Origin of the sequence: Dyadobacter sp. 676 (assembly GCF_040448675.1) — a bacterium.
In the GTDB taxonomy this organism is placed as follows: domain Bacteria; phylum Bacteroidota; class Bacteroidia; order Cytophagales; family Spirosomataceae; genus Dyadobacter.
In genome coordinates, this window is the sequence record NZ_CP159289.1 from 3,240,061 (window position 1) to 3,261,386 (window position 21,326).

At 49.3% G+C, this 21,326-nt stretch carries 22 protein-coding genes; 20 read left to right on the top strand and 2 right to left on the bottom strand.

From position 1 onward, the window contains the following. Positions 1–184 precede the first annotated feature (184 nt). From ABV298_RS14525 to ABV298_RS14535, 3 genes are all read left to right on the top strand, one after another. Positions 185–1,216: a type IX secretion system membrane protein PorP/SprF gene (locus ABV298_RS14525; RefSeq protein ID WP_353722785.1), complete on the top strand. Its 1,032-nt coding sequence runs from the start codon at positions 185–187 to the stop codon at positions 1,214–1,216. Between the two features lie 100 nt (positions 1,217–1,316). After that, positions 1,317–2,105 (top strand): NIPSNAP family protein, encoded by a 789-nt coding sequence (locus ABV298_RS14530; protein WP_353722786.1) that lies wholly within the window; start codon positions 1,317–1,319, stop codon positions 2,103–2,105. Between the two features lie 96 nt (positions 2,106–2,201). Then, positions 2,202–3,212 carry a zinc-binding dehydrogenase gene (locus ABV298_RS14535; protein ID WP_353722787.1) on the top strand — a complete coding sequence of 337 codons (1,011 nt, stop codon included), beginning with the start codon at positions 2,202–2,204 and terminating at the stop codon, positions 3,210–3,212. Positions 3,213–3,214: 2 nt separating this feature from the next. Here the strand turns inward: ABV298_RS14535 and murQ are convergent, their stop codons facing one another. After that, complete coding sequence (gene murQ, locus ABV298_RS14540; protein ID WP_353722788.1) at positions 3,215–4,018, bottom strand: N-acetylmuramic acid 6-phosphate etherase; 804 nt, start codon at positions 4,016–4,018, stop codon at positions 3,215–3,217. Positions 4,019–4,342: 324 nt separating this feature from the next. Between murQ and ilvD the strand changes: the two genes are divergently transcribed. From ilvD to ABV298_RS14625, 17 genes are all read left to right on the top strand, one after another. Further along, positions 4,343–6,028 carry a dihydroxy-acid dehydratase gene (gene ilvD / locus ABV298_RS14545; RefSeq protein WP_353722789.1) on the top strand — a complete coding sequence of 562 codons (1,686 nt, stop codon included), beginning with the start codon at positions 4,343–4,345 and terminating at the stop codon, positions 6,026–6,028. Between the two features lie 44 nt (positions 6,029–6,072). After that, positions 6,073–7,833, top strand: coding sequence for a biosynthetic-type acetolactate synthase large subunit (ilvB, locus tag ABV298_RS14550; protein ID WP_353722790.1), 1,761 nt, complete (start codon positions 6,073–6,075; stop codon positions 7,831–7,833). Positions 7,834–7,881: 48 nt separating this feature from the next. After that, the gene (ilvN, locus tag ABV298_RS14555; RefSeq protein WP_353722791.1) at positions 7,882–8,415 is read left to right on the top strand and encodes an acetolactate synthase small subunit; all 534 of its coding nucleotides are present in this window, start codon (positions 7,882–7,884) and stop codon (positions 8,413–8,415) included. Between the two features lie 64 nt (positions 8,416–8,479). Beyond that, entirely contained in the window at positions 8,480–9,526 is a 1,047-nt protein-coding gene (gene ilvC, locus ABV298_RS14560) for a ketol-acid reductoisomerase (RefSeq protein WP_353722792.1), read from the top strand. 86 nt (positions 9,527–9,612) lie between these two features. Further along, a complete protein-coding gene (ilvA, locus tag ABV298_RS14565; RefSeq protein WP_353722793.1) occupies positions 9,613–10,869 on the top strand; it encodes a threonine ammonia-lyase IlvA in 1,257 nt (418 codons plus the stop codon). A gap of 72 nt (positions 10,870–10,941) precedes the next feature. After that, positions 10,942–11,250: a nucleotidyltransferase family protein gene (locus tag ABV298_RS14570; RefSeq protein WP_353722794.1), complete on the top strand. Its 309-nt coding sequence runs from the start codon at positions 10,942–10,944 to the stop codon at positions 11,248–11,250. Further along, positions 11,231–11,410, top strand: a complete 180-nt coding sequence (locus ABV298_RS14575; RefSeq protein WP_353722795.1) for a HepT-like ribonuclease domain-containing protein — start codon at positions 11,231–11,233, stop codon at positions 11,408–11,410. Before ABV298_RS14570 ends, ABV298_RS14575 begins: the two co-directional genes overlap by 20 nt. A 178-nt stretch (positions 11,411–11,588) precedes the next feature. Beyond that, positions 11,589–12,437, top strand: a complete 849-nt coding sequence (locus ABV298_RS14580; protein ID WP_353722796.1) for an AraC family transcriptional regulator — start codon at positions 11,589–11,591, stop codon at positions 12,435–12,437. A gap of 52 nt (positions 12,438–12,489) precedes the next feature. Next, positions 12,490–12,777 (top strand): nucleotidyltransferase family protein, encoded by a 288-nt coding sequence (locus ABV298_RS14585; protein WP_353722797.1) that lies wholly within the window; start codon positions 12,490–12,492, stop codon positions 12,775–12,777. Then, positions 12,770–13,102, top strand: a complete 333-nt coding sequence (locus ABV298_RS14590) for a DUF86 domain-containing protein (protein WP_353722798.1) — start codon at positions 12,770–12,772, stop codon at positions 13,100–13,102. Before ABV298_RS14585 ends, ABV298_RS14590 begins: the two co-directional genes overlap by 8 nt. 191 nt (positions 13,103–13,293) lie before the next feature. Then, positions 13,294–14,697, top strand: a complete 1,404-nt coding sequence (gene leuC / locus ABV298_RS14595; RefSeq protein WP_353722799.1) for a 3-isopropylmalate dehydratase large subunit — start codon at positions 13,294–13,296, stop codon at positions 14,695–14,697. Positions 14,698–14,750: 53 nt separating this feature from the next. Continuing rightward, positions 14,751–15,110, top strand: coding sequence for a four helix bundle protein (locus tag ABV298_RS14600; RefSeq protein ID WP_353722800.1), 360 nt, complete (start codon positions 14,751–14,753; stop codon positions 15,108–15,110). 60 nt (positions 15,111–15,170) lie between these two features. Beyond that, on the top strand, positions 15,171–15,767 hold the full coding sequence (gene leuD, locus ABV298_RS14605; RefSeq protein WP_353722801.1) for a 3-isopropylmalate dehydratase small subunit: 597 nt from the start codon (positions 15,171–15,173) through the stop codon (positions 15,765–15,767). Between the two features lie 78 nt (positions 15,768–15,845). Then, positions 15,846–17,414, top strand: coding sequence for an alpha-isopropylmalate synthase regulatory domain-containing protein (locus ABV298_RS14610; RefSeq protein WP_353722802.1), 1,569 nt, complete (start codon positions 15,846–15,848; stop codon positions 17,412–17,414). Between the two features lie 51 nt (positions 17,415–17,465). After that, positions 17,466–18,536, top strand: a complete 1,071-nt coding sequence (leuB, locus tag ABV298_RS14615) for a 3-isopropylmalate dehydrogenase (RefSeq protein ID WP_353722803.1) — start codon at positions 17,466–17,468, stop codon at positions 18,534–18,536. Positions 18,537–18,799: 263 nt separating this feature from the next. After that, positions 18,800–19,954 (top strand): 2-isopropylmalate synthase, encoded by a 1,155-nt coding sequence (locus tag ABV298_RS14620; protein ID WP_353722804.1) that lies wholly within the window; start codon positions 18,800–18,802, stop codon positions 19,952–19,954. A 475-nt stretch (positions 19,955–20,429) separates the two neighbouring features. After that, positions 20,430–20,915, top strand: a complete 486-nt coding sequence (locus tag ABV298_RS14625; protein ID WP_353722805.1) for a GAF domain-containing protein — start codon at positions 20,430–20,432, stop codon at positions 20,913–20,915. Between the two features lie 61 nt (positions 20,916–20,976). Here ABV298_RS14625 and ABV298_RS14630 read toward each other — a convergent pair whose 3' ends face one another. Continuing rightward, on the bottom strand, positions 20,977–21,273 hold the full coding sequence (locus ABV298_RS14630) for a muconolactone Delta-isomerase family protein (RefSeq protein ID WP_015813116.1): 297 nt from the start codon (positions 21,271–21,273) through the stop codon (positions 20,977–20,979). Positions 21,274–21,326: the final 53 nt, after the last annotated feature.

Sequence of the window (21,326 nt, forward strand, 5' to 3'; positions counted from 1 at the left end):
ATATTCAAGTTACCCGACATTACTAACGAAAATAAAATGTTAAAATTTTGTGCGGTAATGTCGCGAAAACCACTCTAATTTGAATATTAATACGCAATTTGAGGATATTTTGTGAAATTAATCAGGTAAATTTTTTGAGCCCGGAACGGGGCCGTTTTTCAGGAAGCGGCAAGCCAATAAATCTATGATCAAGCGTTTACTTCCTCTCTTCCTACTGACACTGCTTTGCCTGAAAGGTTGGAGCCAGGACCCGCAATTTTCGCAGTTCTACGCGAACCCGTTGTACCTGAACCCCGCGCTTGCCGGAGGGGCACTGGCACCGCGCGCTACCATCAATTACCGGAATCAATGGCCATCCCTGTCGGCGAATTTTGTGACGACATCTATCGGAGCGGATGTGTTTCTGCCTAATTTCAATAGTGGCGTAGGCGTGCTGGTGACAATGGACAGCCAGGGCCTTGGAAACCTCAAATCGACAGAGGCGGCCCTGCAATATTCCTATCAGATTCAATTCAATGAACTGACCTCGCTACGGCTCGGGATCCAAGGGGGCATAGCTTCGCGCACACTCGATTATTTCGGACTGACTTTTGGAGACCAATACAATAATGGCGGACTTACGGGCCAACCATCGGAAGACCCGTTCGCAAAGGGCGGCCCGAACGTTTTCTATGCCGATTTTGGTGCCGGAGCGATGCTGTATTCGGACTGGTACTGGGCCGGAATTTCAGCGCATCACCTGAACAGGCCCAATCAGGCATTTTCAAGTCTGACCGAAGCACGTTTGCCGGTAAAGGCCAGCTTGCAGGCCGGTTTACGCATTCCGTTTGCGGGTTACACGTTCCTGGGCGACGAAATAGACAAGGAGAAGACAATTTCGCCGGCGATCATGTATAAAAAACAGGGAAAATATGATCAGTTCGATGCCGGGATGTATGTAACCGTCGAGCCGCTCGTGCTTGGTTTGTGGTACCGCGGGATTCCGTTCAAGAAATACGAGCAGAATATCAACAACCACGAATCGCTTATTTTCCTGGCCGGCTATCGTCAGGATAAATTTTCGATCGGTTATAGCTATGACCTCACGATTTCTACATTGGGCGCAGGTAGCGGCGGGGCACACGAGATTTCACTTTCCTACGTTTTCGCGCCGCTGGAATCCAAGCCGAAGCGCCCGAAAACCCGCAAGCGCCAGCTTTCATGTCCCAAATTCTGAAAGCTTCGAAAAAAATTAGTGGGAATTGAAATAGGGTAAACCCGGAAGGCAAAAGTCTTTTTTTAGTGGTTATTCACTATTTAAAGACATTATAAAGGACATGTCCAATTACCGAAACCTCAATTTCCTTTTCACATTGTTACTGCTTATGGTCGCGTTGAGCGCCGTGGCAGCGCCTCCCAAACGGGAATTTTACGAAATCAAAATCTACCACCTCAAAAATGCGGATCAGGAAGCACGTGTGGAAGCATTTCTGAGGGACGCATATGTTCCCGGTGCCCATCGGGCGGGGATCAAAAATGTTGGCGTTTTCAAGCCGGTCCCTACCGATACCATGGCTGGCAAGCTGATTTATGTGTTTACACCATTGAAATCCCTCGACCAGCTGCTGACTTTGCCCAAAACTCTGGAGAAGGACGAAGCTTATGCATCTGCCGGAAAGGATTACATCGATGCAAATTATAAAAACCCGCCTTACGCGCGTTTCGAGTCGATCATCCTGCAAGCATTCACGGATGCGCCCGTTCACATGAAGCCAAATCTGACCGGTCCGAAAAGCCAGCGCGTGTATGAATTGCGTAGCTACGAAGGCCATACCGAGAAAATCTACCGGAACAAGGTGAAGATGTTCAACGCGGGTGGCGAAGTTCCGCTTTTTAAACGTCTGGGTTTCAATGCAGTATTCTATGGCGAGGTGATTGCCGGCAGCCATATGCCGAACCTGATGTATATGACTACTTTCGAGGATAAGGCCTCGCGTGACGCGCACTGGAAATCGTTCAGCGACGATGCCGAATGGAATAAGCTGAAAGCAAATCCGGAGTATCAGAATAACGTTTCAAAAAACACCAGCTTCTTCTTGTATCCGACCGAATATTCGGATATATAGCATCCGAAACGGTTCGAGTCATTTTGAAATGATGGATCAGGCAGGTTCCGTTTCGGGCAGGCCGGTCCGTCATTTTTTTGTTTAAAACCCAATATTATGAAAGCCGCTATTTTAAAGAACCTTCATGAGCCGCTGGTGATTGAAGATGTCGAGAAGCCCGTTCCGGGACCAGGAGAGGTGCTCGTCCAGGTAAAAGCCGCGTCGCTGAACCACCGCGATGTGTGGATACAAAAAGGACTTTATCCCCGTATTACGACGCCGATTATCCCCGGCTCCGACGGTGCGGGCGTTGTAGCCGAAGCGGGCGATGGTGTCGCCAAAAGCTGGATCGGCAAGGAAGTAATCATCAATCCATCGCAAAACTGGGGCGATAATCCCGATTTTTACAGTGATGACCACAAGATTCTGGGCCTACCTGATAACGGAACGTTTGCAGCATATGTAAAGACGGAAGCGAAATACCTGGCCGAAAAGCCGGCGCATTTATCTTTTGAAGAGGCGGCCGCATTGCCGTTAGGCGGGCTTACCGCCTGGCGCTCGCTGATGACCCGTTGCCGGTTCAAAGAAGGCGATCGCGTACTCGTAACAGGCGCGGGTGGGGGTGTGGCGCTTTTTGCGATCCAGTTTGCCATCGCGGCAGGCGCGGAAGTGTGGGTAACCTCGGGCTCGGACCAAAAGATACAGCGCGCGGTTGAAATGGGTGCGAAAGGAGGGATTAATTACAGGAACCCGACCTGGTTCCGCGACCTGCTAGTGAAAGCGCGCGGACCCAAGACGGGGTATTTCAATGTAATTATCGATAGCGCGGGCGGCCCCGGTTTTGCGAAACTGATCGACATTGCTGCTCCTGGTGCACGCATTTGTTTTTATGGCGGAGGTACCGGCAACATCACAGATATCGTGCCTGCAAAAGTGTTCTTCAAACAACTTAATATCTATGGCAGCACCATGGGTACCGAGCAGGAATTCGCCGATATGGTAAAGTTTGTCGGAGAAAAACGGATCGTACCCGTAATCGATAAGGTATTCCCGCTGGAAGAAGCCGAGCAGGCGCTTCGCTATATGGATTCCGGCCAGCAATTCGGCAAGATTGTGCTTTCCGTATAACGTTATTTCCGAACGGATTCGATAGCAGCGCGGACGCTTCCGTGCTCGTCGAGCAATGATTGCGCTTCGTCCGGGGAGATATTCAGCTCATCGATGATCATACGCAACGCCCTGTTGACCAGTTTTTCATTGGTGAGCTGCATATCCACCATTTTATTTCCCTTCACTTTGCCCAGGCGGATCATTACCGAGGTCGAAATCATATTCAGCACCAGTTTTTGAGCTGTTCCTGACTTCATACGGGTGCTACCGGTCAGGAATTCGGGGCCAACCACTACTTCCACCGGAAATTCTGCCGCTTCCGCCACCGCGGAGCCATCGTTGCACACCACGCATCCGGTAAGCAAACCAGCCTTCCGGGCTTCGTTCAAGCCGCCGATTACATAAGGCGTGCGACCCGACGCCGCTATACCTATTAATGTATCATTCCCGTTCGGTTTGTAAACAGCGAGATCTTTCCATGCCTGATTCCAGTCGTCCTCCGCATTTTCGACGGCTTTGCGAATGGCCGTGTCGCCACCTGCGATGATCCCGACCACGAGATCGAACGGTACGCCGAATGTCGGCGGGCATTCGGAAGCATCCACTACCCCCAGTCGTCCGCTGGTGCCCGCACCGATATAGAAGAGCCGGCCACCTTTTTGCATCCTGGGAACGATCTGCTCTACCAGAGCTTCGATCTGCGGAATCGACTTCTGGACGGCGTGAGGCACGGTCTGATCCTCGCGGTTAATGGAGGTCAGGATCTCGTGCACACTCATTTTTTCAAGATCCTGGTAGTTGGAAGACGATTCGGTTGTCAGCATTGTGGTTCGCGTTTTTTTGGTTTCAAAATTAAATCTTTTCCAATAATGATCCACCCCGGCAGGAAATTTGGTATTTATCGTAGATTAACAACAAAAAATCCTTAGAATGTTTGGAAAATAAAAAGATTGGCTCCTAATTTGTAGCACTAAGTCAAAAGCAGCGAAATTTCGCTGGACTTTAATGTTACGCTGATGAAACTGATTCTAATCGTCCCGGTCCTAATTATCGTCACGCCACAGGCGTGAGTGGGATGATAGCACATAACTGGCACCTCACTCACCCACCGAGTGGGGTGTTTTTATTTTAAATACAATCATTCACTAATGGCGACAGAATTAAACAAATTTTCGAAGACCCTTACCCAGGAAGTGACCAATCCCGCCGCACAAGCAATGCTTTACGGAATTGGTTTGAAAGAAGAAGACTTTGTTAAACCCCAAATCGGGATTGCGAGCACAGGCTATGAAGGCAACCCGTGCAATATGCACTTGAACGGCCTGTCGGTGTATGTGAAACAAGGAGTGAACGCCAACGACATGGTCGGCCTGATCTTCAACACAATCGGTGTTTCCGACGGTATGACCAACGGTAACGACGGAATGCGCTACTCGCTGCCCAGCCGCGATATTATCGCCGACTCCATCGAAACGGTTGTAGCGGCACAATGGTATGACGGCGTTATCGCGGTGGTAGGTTGTGACAAAAATATGCCCGGCGCTATAATGGCGATGGCGCGTCTCGACCGCCCTTCCATCATGGTGTACGGTGGAACGATCCGCTCGGGACATTATAAAGGACAGAAGCTGGACATCGTTTCCGCATTCGAAGCATTGGGCAAGAAGTTCGCGAACAATATTTCTGACGAAGATTATAAAGGAGTAATCCAGAATTCGATCCCCGGCCAGGGTGCCTGCGGTGGTATGTACACTGCCAACACGATGGCGTCGTCGATCGAAGCAATGGGGTTGAGCCTGCCGTTCAGCAGCTCCTACCCGGCTACGCACGAAGGCAAGCAGGAGGAATGCAAGAAGATCGGTGCGGCTATGAAGAAATTGCTCGAACTGAATATTACCCCGAAAGATATTATTACCAGAAAATCGCTCGAAAACGCGTTGACCGTGGTGATGGCGCTCGGCGGCTCGACTAATGCGGCATTGCATTACCTTGCGATCGCTCGCGCGGCGGGTATTCCCTTGACTTTGGATGACATTCAGGCGATTTCCGACCGCACACCATTCATTGCCGATTTGAAGCCTAGCGGCAAGTATTTCATGGAGGATATCCTCGAAATCGGCGGTGTTCCGGCGGTGACCAAGTATTTGTATTCCAAAGGCTTGATCCACGGCGACTGCATTACCGTAACCGGAAAGACAGTCGCGGAAAACCTCGCCGAGGCACCCGATTTGAATTTTGAAACACAAAAAATGGTGTTCCCGATCGAAACACCGATCAAGCAAACGGGGCATATTCAGGTATTGTACGGTAACCTGGCACCAACCGGCGCGGTAGCGAAGATTACCGGCAAGGAAGGGCTGACATTCGACGGAACAGCAAAAGTGTGCGAGCACGAAACGGAGATCATCGAAATGCTGGCGAAAGGCGAAATCCTGCCCGGCCACGTGGTGGTGATCCGTAACGCGGGCCCGAAGGGTGGCCCGGGTATGTCGGAAATGCTCAAACCTACTTCCGCGGTAATGGGCGCAGGCCTTGGCGACAAGATCGCGTTGATCACCGACGGCCGTTTCTCGGGCGGTACCCACGGTTTCGTAGTAGGCCACATTACGCCGGAAGCATTCGAAGGTGGTCCGATCGCATTGGTGAAAGACGGCGACCGCATTTCCATCGACGCCAACACCCGCGTATTGACGCTGCATATATCCGATGAAGAAATGGCAGCCCGTAGAGCGGCCTGGGTACAGCCGGCGCCGAAATTCACAAAAGGTATGCTGGGAAGATATATCAGAACCGTGAAGTCGGCCAGCGAAGGTTGTGTGACCGACGAAGCGTAAAAGATCAAGGACAGAAATTCATCCGACTAAATAAAACAGAGGTCATGGGATTTAATGAAAATCAAACTGCAACAATTCACGGCTCGGAACCGGTGGTTTCGGTGGCCAAGCCGGAGCTGATCAATGGCTCGCATGCGGTGATCCAGTCGCTGATTGCGGAAGGGGTGAAAACCATTTTCGGATATCCGGGCGGGGCGATTATGCCGGTGTACGATGCGATCTATGACTATCAGGACCAGATCAACCACATTCTGGTGCGCCACGAACAGGGTGCCGCCCATGCGGCCGAAGGTTTTGCGCGCATATCGGGTGAAGTAGGCGTATGCCTGGTAACTTCCGGTCCGGGCGCCACTAACCTGGTGACCGGCATCGCCGATGCGATCATCGACTCCACGCCGATGGTCTGCATTATCGGTCAGGTAGCATCACACTTGCTCGGTACCGATGCATTTCAGGAAACGGACGTAATGGGTATTACCATCCCGATCACGAAATGGAACTACCAGATTACGACGCCGGATGAGATTCCCGAGATCATCGCCAAGGCATTCTACATAGCAAAATCCGGCCGCCCGGGACCTGTGTTGATCGATATTACGAAAGATGCACAGCAAAAACTGATGACGAAACCTTTCGTACATAAGAAGACGGAGACTTTATTGAGTTATCACCCTCGCATTGCCCCGAAAGACGAGCAACTGGCGGCCGCAGCCAAGCTGATCAACCAGGCGAAACGCCCGTTCCTGTTTGTGGGGCATGGCGTGCAGATCGCCGGTGCCGAGCAGGAATTGCTCCAATTCATCGAAAAAACGGATGTTCCGGCGGCTTCTACATTGCTGGGGCTATCTTCGATGCCGGTTGACCACCCCAATTACGTAGGCTGGCTGGGAATGCACGGTAACTATGGTACAAACGTTTTGACCAACCAATGCGACCTTATTATCGCTGTCGGAATGCGTTTCGACGATCGTGTTACGGGCGATCTGAACCGCTACGCGAAACAGGCGAAGGTCGTGCATATCGAAATCGACCCCGCTGAGATCGATAAGATTGTGAAAGCCGATGCGCCGGTGGTAGGCGATGCAAAGAAAGCATTGGAAATGCTGCTTCCGTTGGTAAACGAAAATAATCACGAAGCATGGAGAGCGGAGTTCAGGAAATACGATGCGATCGAAGACCAGAAGATTACGCAGCCCGAATTGGCACCGACCACCGAGAAGATCAAAATGGCGGAAGTGATCCGCACCCTTTCGGATAAAACCAAAGGCGAAGCGGTGATCGTGGCCGACGTAGGGCAGCACCAGATGATGGCGGCACGTTACTACCAGTTTAAAAAACCGAGCTCGTACATTACTTCGGGCGGTTTGGGGACTATGGGTTACGCATTGCCGGCTTCATTCGGGGCGAAGGTCGGTGCGCCGGACCGTGAGGTGGTAGCGATTATAGGCGATGGTTGTTTCCAGATGACCATTCAGGAATTGGGTACCATTGCGCAAAGCGGTCTGCCGGTGAAGATTATCATTCTGAACAACAACTTCCTCGGAATGGTACGCCAGTGGCAGCAACTTTTCCACCAGAAACGCTATTCGTTTGTGGAGCTGCAAAATCCTGATTTTATCACGATCGCGAAAGGTTTCGGCATCGACGGTCATACCTGCGCGAAACGCGAGGACCTGCATGCGTCGCTGGACAAAATGCTGGCTTCCGACAAGCCTTACCTGCTGGAAGTGTTGGTTGAAAAAGAAGAAAACGTGTTCCCGATGGTGCCAACCGGGGCTTGTGTGGCCGATATCCGTTTGGAATAATGTAAATGGAACTTTGCTATTCACTTACATTCAGACATTCAAGAAATTATGACATCATACACCATTTGTGTCTTTACGGAGAATTCAATCGGTATTCTCAACAAGATCACGACGATTTTCACACGGAGGCGGATCAATATTGAGAGTCTGACCGTTTCGGAAACCGAACGTAAGGGTATTTCCCGCTTCACGATCGTCATCCGCAGCGAGTCACGGGAGGCGGTGGAGAAGCTGGTCCGCCAGATCCGCAAAATCATCGAAGTGCTCGCAGTATTCGGGTACCTCAACGAAGACATCGCCTATAACGAGATCGCATTATTCAAGGTGTCGACGCCTATTGGCGCCAAACCGCTCGATATCGAAACCATTAACAAGGTTTACAAAGCCTGGGTGGTGTATTGGCATCTTACGTACGTGATCATCCAGAAAACCGGCACCGAAGAGGAAATCTTTGAATTTTTCGACTATATCAAACCCCACGAGATCCTCGAATTCGTTCGCTCGGGGCGTGTGGCGGTGAGCAAATCGCCTCAGACACTGGTGGATTATCTGCCGGAAGCCGAGTGGGAGTATTACCAATAGTCTATAAAGTTTTAGTAGTATTGCTTTTAAATTCGTAGTAAATCAATAATCCAATCAATAATCAATGGCAAAATTAAATTTCGGCGGGGTCGAAGAAGAAGTAGTAACCCGTGAAGAATTTCCTCTTGAAAAAGCACGCGAAGTACTTTCTAACGAAACCATCGCTGTAATTGGTTACGGCGTACAAGGCCCAGGCCAAAGCTTGAACATGCGCGACAACGGATTCAATGTAATCGTTGGTCAGCGTAAAGGTGGTAAGTCTTGGGACAAAGCCGTTGCTGACGGATGGGTACCAGGCGAAACCCTTTTCGACATCGAAGAGGCGCTTGCAAAAGGAACCATCATTTGCTACCTGCTTTCTGACGCTGCTCAGATCGAACTTTGGCCAACAGTTAAAAAATACCTTACTGCCGGGAAATCGCTGTATTTCTCGCACGGTTTCGGTGTAACTTATAAAGATCAGACGGGCATCGTTCCTCCTGCCGACGTGGACGTGTACCTGGTTGCTCCAAAAGGATCGGGAACTTCGCTGCGCCGCATGTTCGTGGAAGGAAAAGGTTTGAACTCTTCTTTCGCGGTATTCCAGGATGCTACCGGCAAAGCGCGTGAAAAATGTATCGCAATGGGTATCGGTGTGGGTTCAGGTTACCTGTTCGAAACCGATTTCTACCGCGAAGTAACTTCCGACCTTACCGGCGAGCGCGGTACTTTGATGGGTGCTATCCAGGGTATTTTCGCAGCGCAATACGAAGTGTTGCGTTCAAACGGCCACACGCCGTCGGAAGCATTCAACGAAACCGTTGAAGAGCTGACCCAATCGCTGATGCCATTGGTTGCTGAAAACGGTATGGATTGGATGTACGCCAACTGCTCTACTACGGCGCAGCGCGGTGCTTTGGACTGGTGGAAACCATTCCGCGACGCTACCAAGCCTGTTTTCGAACAACTTTACAACTCCGTAAAAACCGGCGAGCAAGCTAAGATCTCCATCACGCGCAACTCGCAGCCCGACTACCGCGTGAAACTGGAAGAAGAGCTGGCCGAACTGCGCGAATCGGAAATGTGGCAGGCGGGCGCAACTGTTCGCAGCCTCCGTCCGGAAAGAAACTAATAAAATCCCATTGCCCTTGACTTTGGTCAAGGGAAAAAATAGAAATGGAGCTTTGCTGTTTTGCAAAGCTCTTTTCATTGAATCCTATGAGCACTTCACATTCCGTTCCGACTCTCGATAACATATTTCTCGCCGCCGAACGCTTGCGCGGGGTGATTAACCATACACCGATATTCTATAATGCACATCTTTCGGAGCAGTACGGAGCCAATATTTATCTCAAAAGGGAAGATTTACAAACCGTTCGCTCCTACAAAATCCGTGGGGCCTATAACAAAATGGCGAGCATGGCTTCCGAAGCCCTCGCGGGCGGGGTCGTGTGCGCGAGTGCAGGCAACCACGCGCAGGGGGTCGCCTACGCGTGCCGGAAAATGCAGGTGAAAGGAGCCATTTTCATGCCCACGACCACGCCAGCGCAGAAAGTGAAGCAAGTGCGGTTGTTCGGGCAGGAATGGATTGAAATACATTTGGTAGGCGACACCTACGACGACGCTTACCATGCTTCGATGGCCTACCGCGATAGTACCAATGCCGTTTTTGTGCACCCGTTCGATGATTTGCAGGTTATCGAAGGCCAGGGGACTGTCGGCCTGGAAATTTTCAAGGATGCCGATTTCAAAATCGATTACCTGTTGATGGCGATCGGCGGCGGTGGCCTTGCGGCAGGTATTTCCACTGTTTTTAAACAACTTTCCCCTAAAACCCAGCTCATCGGAGTAGAACCGGAAGGCTCGCCGACCATGCACAAGTCGATTCAGGAAGGGCATGTGGTGACTTTGGAAAACATCGATAAGTTCGTGGATGGGGCGGCTGTGAAGCGTGCCGGGGACATTACATTCGATATTTGCAGCAAGAGTTTGAATCAAATCCTGCTTGTTCCGGAGGGAAAAGTATGCTCCTCGATTTTGCAGCTTTATAATGAAGAAGCTATTGTAGCCGAGCCTGCGGGCGCATTGACCGTGGCCGCATTGGATTTGATTGGAAAAGACATTAAGGGCAAAAATGTAGTCGTGCTGATCAGCGGCGGTAACAACGACATTACCCGCACTGAAGAAATCAAAGAGCGCTCATTACTTTATGAAGGCTTGAAACATTATTTCATCATCCGCTTCCCGCAACGCTCGGGCGCATTCCGGGAGTTTCTGAATGTGCTCGGGCCGAACGACGACATTGCGCGTTTTGAATATGTAAAGAAAACCAACCGCGAGCAGGGGCCTGCATTGGTGGGTATCGAACTGAAAAGCCGCGAAGACTTCGCGCCGCTGATCGAGCGAATGGACGCGAATAGGGTGGTGTATGAGTATTTGAATGATCAGCCGGATTTGTTTCAGTTTATGGTGTAAATTTCAAACAATTTCGGTTGTTTGATGTGAGCGGGCAATGAAGTAATATTGTAATACACAATATATGGCACTATGGTACAGTATAAACAGCAGGTTCATGAAATTATCAAAAGTCACCAGTCATCCATTCAGCGCTTCGGTGCCGAACGACTTGGAATCTTTGGTTCGTTTGTGCGTGGGGAACAGAAGGAAGGCAGTGACGTTGACATTGTCGTCGAATTTCGGGAGGGGAAAAAGACTTTCCGCAATTATTTGAACCTTGCCGAATATCTGGAAGCGCTGCTGAACCGGAAAGTTGAGCTCGTAACCTGGGAATCCCTGGCGTCTTTTGTCCAGCGTAGTGTCAAAGAGGAAATCGAGTATGTCTCCTTTGCTGATTGATTTCCTGCGACATATTGAATCTGAGCTTCGCAATATCGAGGACAAGACTGCTAACCTAGATTATGACCGCTTTGTGAGTGACGAAACATTATCCAAAGCTGTCGTTCGAAGCTTCGAGATCATTGGCGAGGCCTGCAAACGGATTCCCGATGAAATATGAATAAAATATCCATTATTCGATTGGAAAGGCTTCGCCGGCTTACGAGACAGAATGATTCATCACTATTGGGCATTGACTACCAACTTCTAAGGGATGCAATCAAAACCGAAGTTCCAGTCAACCGCATCTGGATTTTCCTCATTATTGAAAGAGAGCAATAGCTTTCCTTGTTTTGCCAATGCTCCGTGTACCATCTGACATCAGCTCTCAGGAATTCGAGTCCCTGAAAATTCAGGATATGACCTTCGTGGCATACCGTAACGAGGTATACCCTTCCAAATACGATGTGTTTTTCGAAGAGCATGCGGTGATTGTGGTCCTGGAAGGAGAGAAGAAATTTACCAGCCCTACGCAGGAGGTGCACGTTGAAAAAGGTGATATTTTGTTTATTCAGAGGGGCTTCTATTTAATGTCGGAATCCATTCATGAAGCGTATAAGAGTCTGGTTTTCTTTTTCGACGAAAAGCTGCTGAAAGAATTTGTGGGACTGCATCCCGAACTGTTTGATGCTCAAAAGGACGCCGGCGCGGTCGAATACCCGATTTTGCTTTTGAAGTCGGATGATAATTTTGAAAAATTCATTCAATCAGTATTTCCCTATTTCCGCTCGCGGACGGAGTTGAAAAACCACTTTTTACGTTTGAAATTCCAGGAGCTGCTGCTGCATTTAATGGAGCTGGATAACTCAAACCAGCTGCGCGGTATTTTGTATAGTCTATATAAAGGCGAAAAGGTCGATCTTTCGTTTTTGATGAACAGCTACTATTTGAAGCCGCTTACATTGAATGAGCTGGCGCGGCTTTCGGGGCGGAGCCTTTCCGCATTCAAGCGCGATTTTCAGGAGGAATTCAATACTTCACCGGCATTGTGGCTGAAAAACAAGCGGTTGGATTATGCGGATTTCCTGTTGAGGAATAGTACGAAGAACGTTTCGGAGATCAGCACGGAGATCGGATATGAAAGCGTTTCCCATTTTATAAAGACCTATAAAGAGAAATACGGGACTACGCCGAAGCGGCAGGGGTGATTGTTATAGATTTGAAAAAGAGGTATTTTTATATTCGAAACAATTGACTCATATGGAAGCGAAAGGCATCTTGGGAACGTTGCAAAAATCCAAGCGACGACTTTTTGAAAAGTACCCGTTGAAATCTATGGGGCTTTTTGGTTCGTATGCCAGAAACGAAGCGCGTAAGGGAAGTGACATCGATATTTTGGTAGAATTTGCTTCTTCCGTCGGTTTCGAATTTATCGATCTTGCGATTGAGCTAGAAGAAATACTGAACCACAAGGTGGATTTGGTAAGCAAGAAGGGCGTTAAACCCAATATGCTCCCGTATATCGAAAAAGACCTTCTTTATGTCTGACAGGCCTTCCGGCATTTTGCTTTCGGATATGCTGGATTCCATTTCTGCTATTCTGGATTATTCTGCCGGAATGAGCTTCCATGCTTTTATGGAAGATCGTAAGACACGCGATGCGGTCATCAGAAACTTGCAGGTTCTGGGAGAAGCGGCTAATCGGGTGCCCAAGCGGGTCAGGGAACAGCATCCGGAAATCGAATGGATGAGAATTATACGGTCGCGGCACATTCTGGTACACAACTACGCCGGCGTTGATTATGAGATAGTTTGGCGGATCATTGAAGTGCATTTGCCTCCACTACAACAGCTTACGCCATATTTTAGATGATTCCAAATAAAGATTTCCGCCCAAAACACCCGCACGAACCAAAATCACTATTTTTTGAACCTTTACCGTTATCCATATTCGTTTGAATTTACGGTAATTTGTAATGTCGGTTCTCCCTCCAAGAAAGGCATTGATTATCAGCTGTTTCTTGAAGCCTGGCCGACGAGGCGAAATTCTAATTTTAATCAAAAATGAGTAATCAAGCGAGTACCCTTTTCGACAAAGTGTGGGATGCCCACGTTGTCCGTAAAATCGAGGATGGTCCGGATGTTTTCTTCATCGACCGCCACTTTATCCACGAAGTAACGAGCCCTGTTGCTTTCCTGGGACTCGAAAACAGGGGCATTGGTGTAATGTACCCCGAGCGTACTTTCGCGACGGCGGATCACAACACCCCGACTATTAACCAGCACCTTCCGGTTCAGGACCCGCTTTCGGCCAACCAGTTGAAAGCCCTCGAAGCAAATGCCGCGAAATACGGCATTTCACACTGGGGATTGGGACACGCGCGTAACGGTATCGTGCACGTCGTGGGACCTGAAAACGGTATTACGCTGCCTGGTATGACGATCGTTTGTGGTGACTCGCACACTTCTACCCACGGTGCGTTCGGCGCGATCGCGTTCGGTATCGGTACTTCGGAGGTGGAAATGGTGCTTTCTTCGCAATGCATCATGCAGCCTAAGCCTAAGAAAATGCGTGTAAACGTGAATGGCAAGCTGGGCAAAGGCGTGACGCCGAAAGACGTGACGCTTTATATCATTTCGAAACTGACTACTGCCGGGGCAACAGGTTATTTCGTTGAATACGCGGGAGATGTATTTGAAAATATGTCGATGGAAGGCCGGATGACCGTTTGCAATATGAGTATCGAGATGGGTGCACGCGGTGGTATGATCGCTCCCGACGAAACTACTTTTGCCTATATCAAAGGCCGTGAACATGCTCCGAAGGGTGAAAAGTGGGACGAAGCACTAGCCTATTGGAAAACACTGAAAACGGACGAAGGTGCTGTTTTCGACAAAGAATATACTTTCGATGCGGCCGATATCGAGCCGATGATCACCTACGGTACCAACCCGGGTATGGGCCAGGGCATCACCAAGGCGATCCCTACGTCCGACCAGGTGGAAGGTGGCAAGGCTACCTACGATAAGTCGCTGAGTTACATGGGCTTCCATGAAAACGAAGAAATGCTGGGTAAACCCATCGATTACGTTTTCATCGGTAGCTGTACCAATGGCCGTATCGAGGACTTCCGCGCGTTCGCGTCGATCGTGAAAGGCCGCAAAAAGGCGGATAACGTAACGGCGTGGATCGTTCCGGGCTCGCACATTGTGGAGCAGCAAATCAAAGACGAGGGTATCCTCGACATTCTGACCGAGGCCGGATTTCAGCTGCGTCAACCGGGTTGCTCGGCATGCCTGGCCATGAACGACGACAAGATCCCGGCAGGCAAATATGCGGTAAGTACCTCTAACCGTAACTTCGAAGGCCGCCAGGGCCCCGGCGCACGCACCCTGCTCGCAAGCCCGCTCGTAGCAGCAGCGGCAGCGGTAACGGGCGTGGTAACGGACCCGCGGACGTTGCTTTAAGGTACTTCGGCTGTCGGCTATCGGCAGTCGGACTTTTAATCTTGCACACTATAATGAGGGATTTTAGAAAGTACGGTGTTTGGGAACAGAGCCATAAGCTTGTTCTTGAACTTTACAGGTTGACGAAAGATTTTCCTGCTGACGAAAAATTTGGCCTCGTCTCGCAGATACGCCGGGCGGTTATTTCTGTTCCAACGAATATCTGTGAGGGATGTGGAAAGAGGAGTGAAAGGGATTTTGCCCGATTTCTGGGGATTTCTTTCGGATCTTGCCAGGAAGTGGAGTACCTGACATTACTTTCAAAAGATCTGGGATTTTTAGATGCCAATTCACATGACTTAGTGCAATCGGAAATCACGTCCATTAAAAAGCAACTGTATCATTTGATTAAAAAACTAAACGCTGAAAGTTGAGGAAAAGGCAAGGCTTAAAACGCCGAAAGCCGACAGCCGAAAGCCGACAGCCAATAAACAATGGCTTACGATAAATTCACCATACTGAAAAGCTCGGCAGTGCCTTTGCCGATTGAAAACGTAGATACCGACCAGATCATCCCGGCGCGCTTCCTGAAAGCGACCAAGCGGGAAGGGTTTGGCGATAACCTCTTCCGCGACTGGCGCTTCAATAGCGACAATACGCCGAAGCAGGATTTTGTCTTGAACAACCCTATTTACTCGGGTAAAATCCTCGTAGGAGGCCACAACTTCGGTAGCGGTTCCAGCCGCGAGCACGCCGCATGGGCAATCTACGATTACGGGTTTCGCTGCGTGGTTTCCAGCTTCTTTGCGGATATTTTTAAAGGTAACTCGTTGAATATCGGTATCTTGCCAGTACAAGTGAGTCCTGAGTTTCTGAATAAAATCTTCGAAGCCATCGAGGTCGATCCGAAAACGGAGCTGGAAGTGAACCTGCCGGAGCAGACCATCACGATCCTTGCCACCGGAGAAAAAGAATCTTTCGACATCAATGGTTATAAAAAACATAACCTCATGAACGGCTTCGACGATATCGACTATCTGCAAGCTATGAAGGAGGACATCAGGAAGTTTGAAGCAGAGAGAATATTTTAATGGGCTGTCGGCGATCGGCAGTCGGCCGTCGAACCAGTTTTTGATAGCCGATAGCCGAAAGCCGACGGCCGACAGCCTATGAACAGCCGCTATATTGAAATAATGGACACGACACTTCGCGATGGTGAGCAAACCAGCGGGGTGTCGTTTTCCGCGTCAGAAAAACTGACCATCGCCCAGATCCTCTTGCAGGAAGTGAAGGTCGACCGTATTGAAGTGGCCTCGGCACGCGTGTCGGAAGGGGAATTCCAGGCGGTGAAGAAAATTACGGATTGGGCCGGTGCCAATGGTTTTCTGGATAAAATTGAAGTGCTCACATTCGTCGACGGCGATGCCTCCATTAACTGGATGGTGCAGGCCGGGGCGAAGGTGATGAACCTCCTCACGAAGGGGTCGCTGAACCATTTGACACATCAGCTCAAAAAATCGCCAGGGGAGCATTTCGAAGACATTCGCAGTGTGGTCGAACTGGCCGAGACGAAGGGCATTCAATGCAATGTGTACCTCGAAGATTGGAGCAACGGCATGCGTAATTCGAAGGATTATGTATTTCAATCGCTTGATTTTCTGGTTACACTGCCTATTAAAAGAATTTTGCTGCCCGACACTTTGGGCATTCTGACACCATTCGAATCTTATACATTCGTCAAAGAGATTGTAGACCGATATCCCGGCCGTCATTTTGAATTCCACGGGCATAACGACTACGACCTCGGCGTGGCGAATGTGATGGAAGCCCTCCGAGCGGGCGTACACGGTCTGCACCTGACGGTGAACGGTATGGGCGAGCGCACGGGTAACGCGCCACTCGCGAGTACTATCGCCGTGATCAACGACATGCTGCCTGAATGTGCGACTGCGGTGAACGAAAAATCGCTCTATTCGATCAGCAAGCTCGTGGAGACATTCTCCGGTATACGCATTCCGGCCAACAAGCCGATTGTCGGGGAGAGCGTTTTTACGCAAACGGCCGGTATTCATGCGGATGGCGATAAAAAGAACAACCTGTATTTCAGCAAACTGATGCCTGAGCGCTTTGGTCGCCAGCGCCTGTATGCATTGGGTAAAACTTCCGGAAAGGCGAATATCGAAAACAACCTGCGCGATCTGGGTATTTCACTATCAGACGCGGACCTTAAAAAGGTAACACAGCGGATCATCGAGCTGGGCGACAAGAAGGAAGTGGTAACACCGGAGGACCTGCCGTATATTATTTCCGACATTCTCGACAGCAATGCGGTTGAAGAGAAAGTGGTGATTACCAACTATGTGCTCACGCATTCGAAAAACCTGAAACCTTCCGCCACATTGCAGATTTGTTTTGGTGAAGAGGTTTTTGAAGAAAACGCACAGGGCGACGGCCAGTACGACGCATTCATGAATGCATTGAAGAAGATCTACGCAAAAAAGGGAATCGACCTGCCGATGCTGACCGATTACACCGTGCGCATTCCGCCAGGTGGTAAAACCGACGCCTTGTGCGAAACGATCATTACCTGGGAAATCAATGGTAAGGAGGTCAAAACGCGCGGTTTGGATTCGGACCAGACTTTCGCGGCGATCCAGGCTACCCAGAAAATGCTGAACCTGATCGGCGTGCCCGAAAACAAGATTACCCCCGAGCCATTAGCAGATGCATTGTCGTAAGGCAATGCATTTATTTGTTTATAATTTACTGATTATCAATTAATATTTTTAATGAAAAAGCATATCCTTATCGTTCCGGGCGACGGAATCGGACAAGAAGTTACTGAGGTAGGAAAGGCAGTGTTGGTAAAAATCGCCGAAAAATTCGGCTATGAATTCACTTACGACGAGGCATTGATGGGCCACGTGGCTATTGAAGCGACCGGCAACCCGCTTCCTGACGAAACCCTCGAAAAAATGCGTAATTCCGACGCGATCCTCTTTGGCGCCGTTGGTCACCCGAAATATGACAATGATCCTACTGCCAAAGTCCGCCCGGAACAAGGTTTGCTGAAAATGCGTAAGGAGCTGGGTTTGTACGCCAATCTTCGTCCGATCAAGCTGTTCGACGAGCTTTTGGGTGCATCTTCTATCCGCCCCGAAATCCTGAAAGGTTCGGACATCCTATTCTTCCGGGAACTGACAGGCGATATTTATTTTGGGGAAAAAGGTCGTAAAAACGACAATAACACCGCTTACGACCTGGCAGAATATAGCCGTTTCGAGGTAGAGCGTATCGGCCGCAAGGCATTCGAAGCCGCCCGTACGCGTGGAAAGCGTCTCTGCTCAGTGGATAAGGCGAACGTTTTGGAAACCAGCCGTTTGTGGCGCGAGGTGATCCAGGCTCTTGCCCCTGAATATCCCGATGTAACGGTCGAGCACCAGTTTGTCGATGCTGCTGCGATGATGCTGATTAAAGATCCCAAGCGTTTCGATGTGGTTGTGACGGCCAACTTGTTCGGGGATATTCTTACCGACGAGGCAAGTCAGATCGCCGGGTCGATGGGAATGCTCGCTTCGGCGTCTGTCGGTGACAGCACCGGAGTTTATGAACCGATCCATGGCTCCGCGCACGACATTACCGGCAAAGGCATTGCAAACCCCTTGGCGTCAGTCCTTTCGGCCGCATTGCTGCTCGATATATCATTTGGTTTGAAAGAAGAATCGGAAGCGATTATTTCGGCGGTTGACAAGTTGCTGAAAGATGGTTTCAGAACCCGCGACATCGCCGATGCATCGACTCCGGCGGATAAGATTCTGAATACACAACAAGCTGGCGAAGAGCTTTTGAAAAGAATCTAAAAAAATTCAAAGTTTTACCAAACAATATTTGTTGCATTCAAAACTTGTGCTTTCTTTGCAGAAGAAACTCGCGGTTAGCGAAATTTCGCAACATAAAAATGAAGCAGCAATATAATCTTATTCTCGATCTCCAACAGCTACCGTGAGTCTCGGGAAAGGTTATGTTTTGATAAGTTACAGACCCTTTCCCGTGACAAGGAAAGGGTTTTATATTGCCTGAAATATTGTTAAATTCGTGTCCATAAAAAAATTAATACCCACCAATGAGTAATCGAGTTCAGATCTTCGACACTACTTTACGAGACGGCGAGCAGGTTCCTGGCAGCCAATTGACCACAGAAGAGAAAATCGTGGTTGCCACACAACTCGAAAAGCTGGGGGTAGATATTATCGAAGCCGGTTTCCCGGTTTCAAGTCCGGGAGATTTTCGTTCTGTGGTAGAAATCTCCAAAGCAGTACGTGAGCCCATCATTTGTGCGCTTTCACGTGCGGTGCAAGGCGACATCGACGCAGCCGCGGATGCATTGCAGTATGCAAATCGGGCACGGATTCACACGGGTATCGGCTCTTCCGATATTCACATCCAGCATAAATTCAATACTACCCGCGAAAAGATCATCGAAAGAGCGATCGCGGCTACGAAATATGCTAAGTCAAAAGTGGAGGATGTGGAATTTTACTGCGAAGACGCCGGCCGCGCAGACCTCGTTTTCCTTTCACAACTCGTAGAAGCGGTAATCGGCGCCGGAGCGACGGTGGTAAACATCCCTGACACAACAGGTTACTGCCTGCCCGACGAGTACGGAAACAAAATCAAATACATTTTCGAACACGTCTCGAACATTCATAAAGCGACCATCTCGATCCACTGCCATAACGACCTTGGCCTGGCGACCGCAAATTCGATCGCGGGTATCAACCAGGGAGCACGTCAGGTGGAGGTAACCATCAACGGTATCGGCGAACGCGCCGGTAACACGTCGCTGGAAGAAGTGGTAATGGCGTTGAAAGTGCACCAGGAATTGGGCTTGGAAACAGGCATTAACACCCAGCATATTTATCCGACCAGCCAGCTGGTTTCGAAAATGATGCGTATGCCGGTGCAGGCGAACAAGGCTATCGTGGGCCGTAATGCGTTCGCGCATTCATCGGGTATCCACCAGGACGGCTTCCTGAAAAACAACCTGAATTACGAAATCATGAACCCGCATGACGTGGGTGTCGATAAGTCCGACATCGTGCTGACGGCCCGCAGCGGTCGGCACGCATTGAAGCACCGTCTGGAATTGCTGGGATTCTCATTTGAAAAACCGGTCCTGGATGAGTTGTATACGCGCTTCCTGGAAGTAGCCGATATCAAGAAAGAAGTAAACGACGGGGATCTGGTTGAGCTGGTGCGTACAGCGGAGGCAGTTTAATTAGAATATCCTTAGAATTAGTTAACAGCTTGAATCTGAATTTGATGTTTTAAAGAATTTTTTGTAAGATTACACATTCAATAACATCCATCAGATTACAAAAAGCCCTCGGTGATTCTGACTAAGGGCTTTTTCTTTTGTATTATCGGATGATGGCACGGTTACGATGAGCGAGCGTAGCCATCGAAAACCAGCTTCAACGCCTCTGATAACACCAATTTCCCGATACCCATTCCCAAGTTGCGATATCCGAGTCGTCAGTTTTGTGACCGACGTCTTTTACATCCGTGAGATGGAAGAACCTTCCGAGACCGCATTCACAAAATACTCTCTGGCGCCGGTGATTTTTACGTCCAGTTTTATGCCTGTAAGGGTTCTTCCCGAAGTTAACGGTTTAATTGTAAGGTTTTAATGCAGATATGTAACTATTCAAATCCCTATCGTGTTAAGCAAAAATCGGAACGTATTTTAAATTATGGCAGAGACATTATCAATACCGACAGCTACAAACAGGGCTGAAATTTACGAAGCACTTTATCCGCAAATAAAAGCACTTATCGCCGACGAAAGCGACCTTATTGCCAATCTCGCCAATATAACCGCTGTTATGAAGGAAGCGTTCGGGTTTTTCTGGGTAGGATTTTATCTGGTAAAAGAAGGGCAACTCGTGCTGGGGCCATTTCAGGGTCCCATTGCGTGTACACGCATACCGTTCCACAAGGGCGTATGTGGTGCCGCTTACACACGCGCGGAGACGATTATCGTACCTGATGTGGAACAGTTTCCGGGCCATATCGCATGCAGCTCGGCATCGCGCTCGGAGATAGTGGTGCCGGTTTTTCACAGAAACGGGACAGTAGCGATGGTATTGGACGTAGATAGCGACCAACTGGATGATTTTAACGAAACGGATCGGGAAGAATTAGAAAGAATCACAGGCCTGATTACGGGAAAGCTGTGATTAACCAAAAGAAAGCCCCGCACGGAGAACCGGCGAGGCCACAAAATGTCATTAATTAGTGTCAGTTCAATGAAAACATGGGCAAGCGAAGCGCTACCACGTTATTAAACATGAGTTTGGTTATTTTAGGATCCATATAATCGATCAGCGGAAATTCTGAAACGAGGGACATTACTTCAAATTCACTTTCTGCTCTAACCACACACCAGAGGCGGGAATAATCATCCGACAAAGCGTAGGACATCAGCCTTCCCTGCTCCATCAGTTCATTAATCTTTTTTCTCTGAGCGGGTATTTTGGCCGTGAAATCTTCCGACATGACAGCCGGGAGCTGGATTTCAACCATATATTGGCTCATGGGCGATAGATTTTAGGTTGTACCTATTTAAAGGATATGGGGCGCAGATTAGT